Annotated in this window: 8 protein-coding genes; all 8 read right to left on the reverse strand. The window is 46.3% G+C overall.

Features of this window, described 5'->3' with window-relative positions:
• Window positions 1-132: 132 nt before the first annotated feature.
• Window positions 133-4335, reverse strand: coding sequence for a DNA-directed RNA polymerase subunit beta' (rpoC, locus tag DBX26_RS14540; protein WP_014233282.1), 4203 nt, complete (start codon window positions 4333-4335; stop codon window positions 133-135).
• 87 nt (window positions 4336-4422) lie between these two features.
• Window positions 4423-8451 (reverse strand): DNA-directed RNA polymerase subunit beta, encoded by a 4029-nt coding sequence (rpoB, locus tag DBX26_RS14545; RefSeq protein WP_020334708.1) that lies wholly within the window; start codon window positions 8449-8451, stop codon window positions 4423-4425.
• Between the two features lie 251 nt (window positions 8452-8702).
• Complete coding sequence (rplL, locus tag DBX26_RS14550) at window positions 8703-9071, reverse strand: 50S ribosomal protein L7/L12 (RefSeq protein ID WP_014233284.1); 369 nt, start codon at window positions 9069-9071, stop codon at window positions 8703-8705.
• 57 nt (window positions 9072-9128) lie between these two features.
• Window positions 9129-9623, reverse strand: coding sequence for a 50S ribosomal protein L10 (rplJ, locus tag DBX26_RS14555; protein ID WP_014233285.1), 495 nt, complete (start codon window positions 9621-9623; stop codon window positions 9129-9131).
• Between the two features lie 293 nt (window positions 9624-9916).
• Entirely contained in the window at window positions 9917-10618 is a 702-nt protein-coding gene (rplA, locus tag DBX26_RS14560) for a 50S ribosomal protein L1 (protein WP_014233286.1), read from the reverse strand.
• Window positions 10619-10622: 4 nt separating this feature from the next.
• The gene (rplK, locus tag DBX26_RS14565; protein ID WP_008078231.1) at window positions 10623-11051 is read right to left on the reverse strand and encodes a 50S ribosomal protein L11; all 429 of its coding nucleotides are present in this window, start codon (window positions 11049-11051) and stop codon (window positions 10623-10625) included.
• A gap of 165 nt (window positions 11052-11216) precedes the next feature.
• Window positions 11217-11765 (reverse strand): transcription termination/antitermination protein NusG, encoded by a 549-nt coding sequence (nusG, locus tag DBX26_RS14570; RefSeq protein ID WP_005384681.1) that lies wholly within the window; start codon window positions 11763-11765, stop codon window positions 11217-11219.
• 13 nt (window positions 11766-11778) lie between these two features.
• Window positions 11779-12159, reverse strand: a complete 381-nt coding sequence (secE, locus tag DBX26_RS14575) for a preprotein translocase subunit SecE (protein WP_020334711.1) — start codon at window positions 12157-12159, stop codon at window positions 11779-11781.
• Window positions 12160-12417 lie beyond the last annotated feature (258 nt).

A 12417-nucleotide genomic window follows, 5' to 3' on the forward strand; every position in this document is an offset into this window, starting at 1 on the left:
ATCTATAGCAGCTATTGAAATGAAGGGTTGATGTGAAAGCATCAATCCTTTTTTGTTTAGGACGGTACATAAATATTAAAAAAGGCACCCGAGGGTGCCTTTTTTCGCTCTTAACGATGACTCGTCAGAGGCTTATTCTTCAGAAGAGAAGCCAGCGTTTAGAAGTGCTGCCAGGTTATCCGTTGCTTGTTCAGCAGACGGGCCTTCTTGCGCTTCAGTACGTTTAGCTTGACGCTCTTGGTGGTATGCGAAACCAGTACCAGCTGGGATCAGACGACCAACAATTACGTTCTCTTTCAGACCACGTAGGTCATCACGCTTACCAGAAACCGCAGCTTCTGTTAGTACGCGAGTTGTCTCCTGGAACGATGCCGCAGAGATGAACGACTCAGTCGCTAGAGACGCTTTGGTAATACCTAGAAGTTCACGTTCGAAACGCGCAGGCTCTTTGCCTTCAGCTTCTAGATTACGGTTAGCAATCTTAACTTGTGAGTATTCTACTTGCTCACCAGGTAGGAACTCAGAATCACCAGCAAATGTGATAGTACACTTACGTAGCATTTGACGAACGATAGTCTCAATGTGCTTATCGTTAATCTTAACGCCTTGTAGACGGTAAACTTCTTGTACTTCGTTAGCGATGTACTGAGTTACCGCGTGTACGCCACGTAGACGTAGGATGTCATGTGGAGACTCTGGACCATCAGCGATTACATCACCACGCTCAACCTTCTCACCTTCGAAGACGTTAAGCTGACGATGCTTAGGAATCATCTCTTCGTATGCTTCACCGCTGTCGCGAGTGATCACTAGACGACGCTTACCTTTGGTCTCTTTACCGAAGCTAACTGTACCTGTGTGTTCAGCAAGGATCGCAGGCTCTTTAGGCTTACGTGCTTCGAACAGGTCAGCAACGCGTGGAAGACCACCGGTGATATCTTTGTTACCGCCAGATTTCTGAGGAATACGTGCAAGTGTTGCACCTACGCCTACTGCTGCGCCATCTTCGATGTTTACAATCGCTTTACCAGGTAGGAAGTAGTGAGCTGGCATATCAGTACCAGGGATCATTACATCGTTACCTTGCTCATCAACAAGTTTGATAGCTGGACGCATATCTTTACCTGCAGATGGACGCGCTGCTGCGTCAGTTACTTCGCTTGAAGATAGACCTGTTAGGTCATCTGTTTGGCGAGAAACTGTTACACCGTCGATCATGTCTACGAACTGGATGCGACCCGCTACTTCAGTGATGATTGGTAGTGTGTGCGCTTCCCAGTTAGCTACAGTTTCACCAGCTTGAACTGTGTCACCGTCGCCTTTGCTTAGTAGTGTACCGTAAGGCAGTTTGTGTTTCTCTTTAGTACGGCCAAACTCATCAATGATGGTTAGTTCAGTCGCACGAGAAGTGATAACGATCTTACCGTCATCTGCCACTACTGATTTAGCGTTGTGTAGCTTGATAGAACCATTGTTCTTCGCTTGAACGCTGTTTTCTGCTGCTGCTGTCGATGCCGCACCACCGATGTGGAACGTACGCATCGTAAGCTGTGTACCCGGCTCACCGATAGACTGAGCAGCGATAACGCCTACTGCTTCACCTTGGTTCACTAGGTGACCACGTGCTAGGTCACGACCGTAACACTGTGCACAACAACCGAAGTCAGAATCACAAGTAACAACAGAACGTACTTTCATGCTGTCTACTGAGTTCTCTTCCATGATTTGACACCACTTCTCATCGATCAGGGTGTTACGTGGAATAAGAACATCTTCAGTACCAGGTTTTAGAACGTCTTCAGCAACTACACGACCTAGAGCTAGCTCAGAAAGTGCAACTTTAACATCACCACCCTCGATATGAGGCATCATGTCAACACCCTCGTGAGTGCCACAGTCATGTTCAGTTACAACAACGTCTTGAGCAACGTCTACTAGACGACGAGTTAGGTAACCCGAGTTCGCTGTTTTCAGTGCCGTATCCGCAAGACCCTTACGAGCACCGTGCGTTGAGATAAAGTACTGAAGTACGTTTAGACCTTCTTTAAAGTTCGCTGTGATCGGCGTTTCGATGATTGAGCCATCTGGACGCGCCATCAGACCACGCATACCCGCAAGCTGACGAATCTGTGCTGCAGAACCACGAGCACCTGAGTCGGCCATCATGTAGATGCTGTTGAACGACTCTTGTTGTTCCTCTTCACCGTCACGGTTAACTACCGTTTCAGATGACAGGTTCTCCATCATTGCTTTCGCAACGCGGTCGTTGGTCGATGCCCAGATATCGATAACTTTGTTGTAGCGTTCGCCCGCAGTAACAAGACCAGATTGGTACTGTTCCTGGATTTCACGTACTTCTTCTTCCGCTTCTGCGATTTCAGTGTACTTAGCTGGCGGTACAACCATATCGTCGATACCAACAGATACACCAGATAGTGCTGCGTAAGCAAAACCTGCGTACATGATTTGGTCAGCGAAGATTACTGTGTCTTTCAGACCTAGCTTACGGTACGCCTCGTTAAGTAGGTTAGAGATTTGTTTCTTACCTAGCTTCTGGTTAACGATGCTGTACGGAAGACCAGCTGGCACGATTTGCCAAAGCATTGCACGACCGATAGTGGTGTCAACCATACCAGTAGATGTTGTGCTGTTGCCGTCTTCGTCTACGACTGTTTCAGTAATACGTACTTTAACGCGTGCGTGAAGTTCAGCTTGTTTAGTGCGGTATGCTTTCTCAGCCTCTGCTGGGCCAGAAAGGTACATGCCTTCACCTTTCACGTTGATCTTTTCACGAGTCATGTAGTACAGACCCAATACAACGTCCTGAGAAGGTACGATGATCGGATCACCTGACGCTGGCGACAGAATGTTGTTTGTCGACATCATCAGAGTACGAGCTTCAAGCTGTGCCTCTAGAGTTAGAGGTACGTGAACCGCCATTTGGTCACCATCGAAGTCCGCGTTGTACGCCGCACACACAAGTGGGTGTAGCTGAATCGCTTTACCTTCGATTAGTACTGGTTCGAACGCCTGGATACCTAGACGGTGAAGTGTAGGTGCACGGTTCAATAGTACTGGGTGTTCACGGATTACTTCGTCCAGGATATCCCAAACAACCGCTTCTTCACGCTCTACCATTTTCTTAGCAGCTTTGATTGTAGTCGCAAGACCACGAGTCTCTAGCTTGCTGTAGATGAATGGTTTGAATAGCTCAAGTGCCATCTTCTTAGGAAGACCACACTGGTGCAGACGAAGGTATGGACCCACTGTGATTACAGAACGGCCAGAGTAGTCTACACGTTTACCTAGAAGGTTCTGACGGAAACGACCTTGTTTACCCTTGATCATATCAGCAAGAGATTTCAGAGGACGCTTGTTCGAACCTGTGATCGCACGACCACGACGACCGTTATCTAGTAGCGCATCAACAGACTCTTGCAGCATACGTTTTTCGTTACGTACGATGATGTCCGGAGCTGCTAGCTCTAGAAGACGCTTCAAACGGTTGTTACGGTTGATCACACGACGGTATAGATCGTTTAGATCAGAAGTCGCAAAGCGACCGCCATCTAGTGGTACTAGAGGACGTAGATCCGGCGGAAGTACAGGAAGTACAGTCAGGATCATCCATTCAGGGTTATTACCAGATTGAATAAACGCTTCTACCAGCTTCAAACGCTTAGTAACTTTCTTACGCTTAGTTTCAGAGTTAGTCGTTTCTAACTCTTCGCGCATTTGTTCCGCTTCAGCGTGCATATCCATAGAACCTAGAAGGTCCTTGATAGCTTCTGCACCCATCTTAGCAGTGAACTCGTCGCCCCACTCTTCTAGACGGTCTAGATACTCTTCTTCAGTAAGCATCTGACTCTTTTCTAGATCAGTCATACCTGGTTCAGTTACTACGTACATTTCGAAGTAAAGAACACGTTCGATATCACGTAGAGGGATATCCATTAGTAGACCGATACGAGACGGTAGCGATTTTAGGAACCAGATGTGAGCTACTGGTGAAGCAAGCTCGATGTGGCCCATACGGTCACGACGAACTTTAGTTTGTGTAACTTCTACACCACACTTCTCACAGATAACACCACGGTGCTTCAGGCGCTTGTATTTACCACAAAGACATTCGTAGTCTTTAACTGGACCAAAAATACGCGCACAGAACAGACCATCGCGTTCAGGTTTGAACGTACGATAGTTGATCGTTTCAGGTTTTTTAACTTCACCGAAAGACCATGAACGGATCATGTCTGGTGAAGATAGACCGATTTTGATTGCATCAAACTCTTCGGTCTTATGCTGTGCTTTTAGAAAGTTTAATAAGTCTTTCACAATCAGCTCCTGTAAGGAGTTAAAAGCAGCCAGCCAAGCGCTAGCTGCTTTCTACCAGATAATCACTTTTCTCAAATGAGAAAGGGATTACTCTTCGTCTTCTAGCTCGATGTTGATACCTAGCGAGCGAATCTCTTTCAACAATACGTTGAACGATTCTGGCATACCAGGTTCCATGCTGTGGCTTCCGTCTACGATGTTCTTGTACATCTTAGTACGGCCGTTAACGTCATCCGACTTAACAGTTAGCATTTCTTGTAGAGTGTAAGCAGCACCGTATGCTTCTAGTGCCCATACTTCCATCTCACCGAAACGCTGACCACCGAACTGAGCTTTACCACCAAGTGGTTGCTGAGTTACTAGGCTGTACGAACCAGTTGAACGAGCGTGCATCTTGTCATCAACAAGGTGGTTCAGTTTCAGCATGTACATGTAACCAACAGTTACAGGACGCTCAAACGCATCACCTGTGCGACCATCAAACAGCGTTAGCTGACCAGATGTTGGTAGGTCTGCTAGTTTTAGAAGCTCTTTGATTAGATGCTCAGAAGCACCGTCAAATACTGGCGTCGCGATTGGTAGACCGCCACGCAGGTTCTTGATCAGTGTACGAACTTCATCATCAGACAGAGAAGCAACGTCTACTTTCTGGCGAGTCTCACCTAGATCGTAAACTTTTTGTAGGAACTCGCGGAATTTCGCTAGTTCTTGCTGCTCTTTAACCATCTGGTTGATCTTGTCACCGATACCTTTCGCTGCCAGACCTAAGTGAACTTCTAGGATCTGACCGATGTTCATACGCGAAGGTACACCCAGTGGGTTAAGTACGATGTCTACAGGCTGACCTTTTTCATCGTATGGCATGTCTTCAACAGGGTTGATCTTAGAGATTACACCCTTGTTACCGTGACGACCGGCCATCTTATCACCAGGCTGGATACGACGTTTAACCGCTAGGTAAACCTTAACGATCTTCAGTACGCCAGGTGCTAGATCATCACCTTGAGTGATCTTACGACGCTTAGTTTCGAACTTCTTATCGAAGTCAGCTTTTAGCTCGTCCCACTGCTCAGCAAGTTGCTCTAGCTGAGTTTGTAGAGCGTCATCTTCCAGCGTTAGCTCTAGCCACTTCTTACGTTCAGTAGACTCTAGTTTCGCTTCAGAGTAACCGCCTTCAATCAGAACAGCTTTAACACGGTTTAGAAGGCCACCCTCAAGAATCTGGAATTCTTCAGTTAGGTCTTTCTTCGCTTCTTTAAGCTGCATCTGTTCGATTTCAAGCGCACGCTTGTCTTTCTCTACGCCATCGCGAGTGAAGACTTGAACGTCGATGATCGTACCTGATACAGAGTTCGGTACACGTAGTGACGTATCTTTAACATCAGATGCTTTTTCACCGAAGATCGCACGTAGTAGCTTCTCTTCAGGAGTCAGCTGAGTTTCACCTTTAGGTGTTACTTTACCAACCAGGATGTCGCCACCCTTAACTTCAGCACCAATGTAAACGATACCTGACTCGTCTAGTTTAGACAGAGCAGATTCACCTACGTTTGGAATATCCGCTGTGATCTCTTCAGAGCCCAGCTTAGTATCACGTGCCACACAAGTCAGTTCTTGAATGTGGATTGTCGTGAAGCGGTCTTCTTGAACTACGCGCTCAGATACTAAGATCGAGTCTTCGAAGTTGTAACCGTTCCAAGGCATGAACGCGATACGCATGTTTTGACCAAGCGCTAGCTCACCAAGGTCTGTTGAAGGACCATCAGCAAGTACGTCGCCGCGTGATACAGGTTCACCTGGCATCACACATGGGCGCTGGTTAATACATGTGTTCTGGTTAGAACGTGTGTATTTAGTCAGGTTGTAGATGTCGATACCAGCTTCGCCTGGTACTAGCTCTTCTTCGTTCACTTTAACAACGATACGAGAAGCATCTACTGACTGGATTACACCACCACGTTTCGCAACTGCAGTTACACCTGAGTCAACGGCTACGTTACGTTCAATACCAGTACCAACAAGCGGTTTGTCAGCTTTCAGTGTTGGAACTGCCTGACGTTGCATGTTCGCACCCATCAATGCACGGTTCGCATCATCGTGTTCTAGGAACGGGATAAGCGATGCAGCGATAGATACAACCTGGTTTGTCGCAACGTCCATGTACTGAGCGTGCTCACGAGGGTGTAGACCAGATTCACCTTTCTGACGAGCTGTGATCAGCTCATCTGCAAACGTACCTTCTTCAGTCAACGCAGCGTTAGCCTGTGCGATAACGAATTGGCCTTCTTCGATTGCAGATAGGTAATCTACTTCGTCTGTAACAACGCCATCTACAACGCGACGGTATGGAGTCTCTAGGAAACCGTACTCGTTACAACGCGCAAACGCAGATAGAGAGTTGATCAGACCGATGTTTGGACCTTCAGGCGTTTCGATAGGACATAGACGACCGTAGTGAGTTACGTGTACGTCACGTACTTCGAAGCCAGCACGTTCACGAGTTAGACCGCCAGGACCCAATGCAGAAATACGACGCTTGTGCGTTACTTCTGATAACGGGTTGTTTTGGTCCATGAACTGTGAAAGCTGTGAAGAGCCAAAGAATTCTTTAACTGCTGCAGAAATTGGCTTCGCGTTGATCAGGTCTTGAGGCATAACAGCATCAAGATCGCCTAGGCTTAGACGCTCTTTAACTGCACGCTCAACACGTACTAGACCTACACGGAACTGGTTCTCAGCCATTTCGCCTACAGAACGGATACGACGGTTGCCTAGGTGGTCGATATCGTCCACTTCGCCTTTACCGTTACGGATCGCGATAAGCTTCTTCATCACTTCGACGATATCAGTTTCGTCTAGTGTGCCCTGCTCTTGAGCATCTTCACGACCGATAGAGCTGTTGAACTTCATACGACCAACAGTCGATAGATCGTAACGCTCTTCAGAGAAGAATAGGCTTTCGAATAGTGCTTCTGCAGCTTCTTTTGTTGGCGGCTCACCAGGGCGCATCATGCGGTAGATTTCTACCAATGCAGAAATACGATCAACAGTGCTGTCGATACGTAGTGTTTCTGACATGAATGGACCGTGGTCTAGATCGTTCGTAAACAGAACTTCTAGCGCTTTGTGACCAGCCTGAGATAGGTTCGCTAGTGCTTCCAGGCTGATTTCCTGGTTAGCAGTAACAATGATCTCGCCTGTTGCTTCGTTGATGTAATCTTTCGATGCAACTTTACCAACGATGTACTCAACTGGTACTTCGATGTGATCAACGCCATCTTTTTCTAGTTGGCGGATATGACGAGCCGTTACGCGACGACCTTGCTCAACGTAAACTTTGCCATCTGCTTCGATGTCGAATGACGCAGTTTCACCACGTAGACGATCAGGAACCAACTCCATCAGTAGAGTTTGGTCTTTCACTTCGAAGTTCACTTTCTCGAAGAAGATATCTAGGATTTCTTCAGTCGATTTACCTAGTGCACGAAGGATGATCGATGCTGGTAGCTTACGACGGCGGTCGATACGTACGTACAGGTTATCCTTAGGATCAAACTCGAAATCAAGCCATGAACCACGGTAAGGAATAACACGTGCGTTGTATAGAACTTTACCTGATGAGTGGGTCTTACCCTTATCGCTGTCGAAGAACACGCCTGGGCTTCGGTGCAGCTGGGATACGATAACCCTCTCGGTACCGTTGATTACGAAGGTACCATTGTCTGTCATGAGTGGAATTTCACCCATGTAGACTTCTTGTTCTTTAATGTCTTTTACAGTACCTGCTGGCGCGTCTTTATCAAAGATAACTAGGCGTAGTTTTACACGTAGTGGCTTTGAGTAAGTTACACCGCGGATTTGACATTCTTTAACGTCAAAAACTGGCTCACCAAGACGGTAGCTAACGTATTGCAGCTCAGAATTGCCGTTGTAGCTCTGAATTGGAAATACAGAACGGAAAGCGGCTTCAAGACCGTATTGACCTTCAGGATCCTGTTCGATAAATTTGTCGAACGAATCGAGCTGGATCGATAGCAGGTATGGAATGTCCAAAACTTGTGGACGAGTACCAAAGTCCTTACGGATGCGCTTTTTCTCGGTATAAGAGTAAACCATGGGGTTCCTCAGCTCGCTGATAAGTGACCCAAACTGTCCGCCCGCTCCTAGTTACTTAAGGGGGGTAAGGGACAGTGACTAAATAGCTGTTTACTGTAGTGACATTTCATTTCGATAGAATGAAATGTTTTTTGCATGGGTATAAGGCGCTTAAACAGCGGGAAAATTCACCTATACCCTACAGCGCAAAAAGGCCGGTGGTTAAAAAACCACCAGCCAATTAGCCGTTAGGCTAAGAAACTATGCAATAATTACTTAACAGCAACAGTTGCACCAGCTTCTTCTAGCTGAGCTTTAAGAGCGTCAGCTTCTGCTTTGTCAACACCTTCTTTAAGAGGTGCTGGAGCGCCGTCTACAAGAGCTTTAGCTTCTTTAAGACCTAGGCCAGTTGCGCCACGTACTGCTTTGATTACAGCAACTTTGTTACCGCCAGCAGCTTCTAGGATTACGTCGAATTCAGTTTGCTCAGCAGCAGCTTCGCCTGCAGCAGCGCCGCCAGCTACAACAGCAGCAGCAGCAGAAACACCGAATTTCTCTTCCATTGCTTCGATTAGTTCAACAACTTGCATTACAGACATTTCTGCAACTGCGTCTAGGATTTGCTCGTTAGTAATAGACATAACAATTCTCTTTTAAGTCAACAATAAGTTTATTAAGCAACCAGTAAAAAGCAAGGCTTACGCCGCTGCTTCTTCTTTTTGATCGCGGATAGCAGCGAAGGTACGTACCAGCTTGCCAGCAGAAGCTTCTTTCATGCACATCATTAGGCGTGCGATTGCTTCGTCGTAAGTTGGTAGTGTCGCTAGTACTTCAGCGTCAGTTAGCGCGCCTTCAAATGCAGCAGCTTTGATCTCGAAGTCTTTGTTCTCTTTAGCGAAGTCTTTGAAAAGACGCGCTGCAGCACCTGGGTGCTCGTTAGAGAACGCGATTAGAGTAGGACCAGTGAAAGTGTCAGTTAGACACTCGTACTCAGTACCTTCAACCGCACGACGAGCAAGTGTGTTACGAACAACTCTCATGTAAACACCAGCTTCACGAGCTTGTTTACGTAGAGAAGTCATCGCGCCAACTTGAACGCCACGAGAATCAGCTACAACTGCAGAAAGTGCACCACTGGCAGCTTCGTTGACTTCAGCAACAATTGCTTTTTTGTCTTGAAGGTTTAAAGCCATCTTGGATTTACTCCTGGTTGTCGTTACACCACTCACTATCATCACGACAGTGAGAGCTATTTAGGTGCTTCCCAGAAGAAAGTTAACTATTAAAATATAGAGCTTTCTGTCAGTTCGGGCACCATCTACGTAGGGCAATTAAGTTTGTAAATTAACAAACACCTACGGTCTTGGACGGAGACTGGGTCTTAATTCAATTCGAACTAGGAGACAGTTCAAAGAACCAAAGTTCAGCCCCAACCACAAATATTAGGCGCAAAATTATACACTAATTTTGCACCTAAGCAAATAAATTATGCTTGAGTGTTCAGGCTAGCCTGATCAACAGCAACACCAGCACCCATAGTAGTAGAGATGCTTACTTTCTTCAGGAAAGTACCTTTCGCTGAAGATGGCTTAGCTTTCTTAAGAGCGATTAGAAGAGACTCTAGGTTCTCTTTGATCTGCTCTGCAGAGAAGTTAGCTTTACCGATAGTAGTGTGGATGATGCCGTTTTTGTCGTTACGGTAACGAACCTGACCAGCTTTAGCGTTCTTAACTGCTTCAGCAACGTTAGGAGTTACAGTACCAACTTTAGGGTTTGGCATTAGACCGCGAGGACCTAGGATAGTACCTAGTTGACCTACAACGCGCATTGCATCTGGAGAAGCAACAACTACGTCAAAGTTCATTTCGCCTTTCTTCACTTGCTCAGCAAGATCTTCCATACCAACGATGTCTGCGCCAGCTTCTTTAGCTGCTTCAGCGTTTGCACCTTGAGTGAACACTGCAACGCGGATTTCGCGGCCAGTACCGTGAGGTAGTACAGTTGCACCACGTACGTTCTGGTCAGATTTACGAGCATCGATGCCTAGGTTAACAGCAACGTCTACAGACTCAACGAATTTAGCAGTCGCTAGTTCTTGAAGAAGAGCAACAGCTTCGTTGATTTCGTATTCTTTAGTTACGTCAACTTTTTCGCGGATTACGCGCATGCGCTTAGTTAGTTTTGCCATGATCTTAACCCTCTACCACTAGGCCCATTGAACGAGCAGTACCAGCGATTGAGCGTTTCATCGCTTCGATGTCAGCACCAGTCATATCAGCAGCTTTAGTTTCTGCGATTTCTTGGATTTGAGCGTCAGTTACAGTACCAACTTTTTCAGTGTTTGGACGACCTGAACCAGACTTAACGCCAGCAGCTTTCTTAAGTAGAACAGCAGCAGGTGGAGTCTTAGTTACGAACGTGAAAGAACGGTCGTTGTAAACAGTGATAACTACTGGAGTCGGTAGACCTTTCTCGATAGATTCTGTTTTCGCGTTGAACGCTTTACAGAATTCCATGATGTTAACACCGTGTTGACCTAGTGCAGGACCTACTGGTGGACTAGGGTTAGCCATACCAGCAGCAACTTGTAGCTTGATGTAAGCTTCAACTTTCTTAGCCATGATAATTCCTAAATTTGGGTACTAGCGCTAATCACAGATCAGCTCCCCGTTTGTGTAAGATACTTTTTACTTCACTAGAAGTAAAAAGGCGCGAAATTATAGTAATAATTCGCGCCTTATACAACCCTAAAAAGGTGATTTTTTATACTCTTTAAATTAAGAGTCTTAGTCTAGTTTTTCAACCTGACCAAATTCAAGCTCAACTGGTGTTGCACGACCAAAGATCGATACAGACACTTTCAGGCGGCTCTTCTCATAATCCACTTCTTCAACAGTACCGTTGAAGTCAGCAAATGGACCTTCATTAACACGTACCACTTCACCCGCTTCGTACATAGTACGAGGACGTGGCGCTTCGCTCGCTTTCTCAAGACGGTTAAGAATCGCGTCAGCTTCTTTATCTGTGATAGGAGCAGGACGGTCCGAGGTACCACCAATGAAGCCCATGACACGCGGCACACTGCGTACAAGGTGCCATGATTCATCGTTCATAATCATCTGAACAAGGACGTAACCTGGGAAGAACTTACGCTCAGATTTGCGGCGCTGACCCGCGCGCATTTCTACTACTTCTTCAGTAGGAACTAGTACTTCACCGAATAGCTCTTCCATGCCGTGCATTTTGATATGCTCGCGCAGAGATTGAGCTACACGACCTTCAAATCCAGAGAAGGCTTGAACCACATACCAGCGTTTTTTTGGAGCTTCACTCATGAATTAAAACCCTCTATACCCCAGTCGCTAGAGCTACTAGACGAACCATAATTCCGTCAATACCCCATAGCGCTAGAGCCATTACAATACTTACAGCTAAAACGATCAGTGTTGTTTGCATGGTTTCTTGGCGAGTAGGCCAAACAACTTTACGTACTTCCATACGCGATTCTTTTGCAAAACTGATCGCTGCTTTACCTTTAGTCGTTGTTGCTGCAACGCCTAGAGCAGCTGCAATAAGAACAACAACACCTGCAGCGCGAATCACTACAGACATTTCACCATACAGGTAATTACCCACAACAGCGGCAGCTGCCAATACGAAAGCGACGATCCACTTGAACGTATCTGCTGCATTTGAGCTATCAGGAGTTTCAGCATTATTTGCTTTCATAAAACCAACCTGTTTCAAGTCTTAATATAGACGACAACAACCCCGCTGTTGCAGGGCAAACTCCAAATCGCTGAAAAAATCAGCGTACTCTTAATAAGATTAAGCCCGTTTGCTTAATCTTGCTCCGCACTCAAGCAACTTCTGGACAAGAAAACAGCAAAAATTATGTTGAGTGCAGAAAAAGGGCATCAAATGATGCCCTTTTTGCTACTGGTTCGTCAAATCTAATTCAAGATTTTCCGATAGCATCCGTCTAAT

Origin of the sequence: Vibrio sp. dhg, from assembly GCF_003443775.1 — a bacterium.
Lineage (GTDB): Bacteria > Pseudomonadota > Gammaproteobacteria > Enterobacterales > Vibrionaceae > Vibrio > Vibrio natriegens.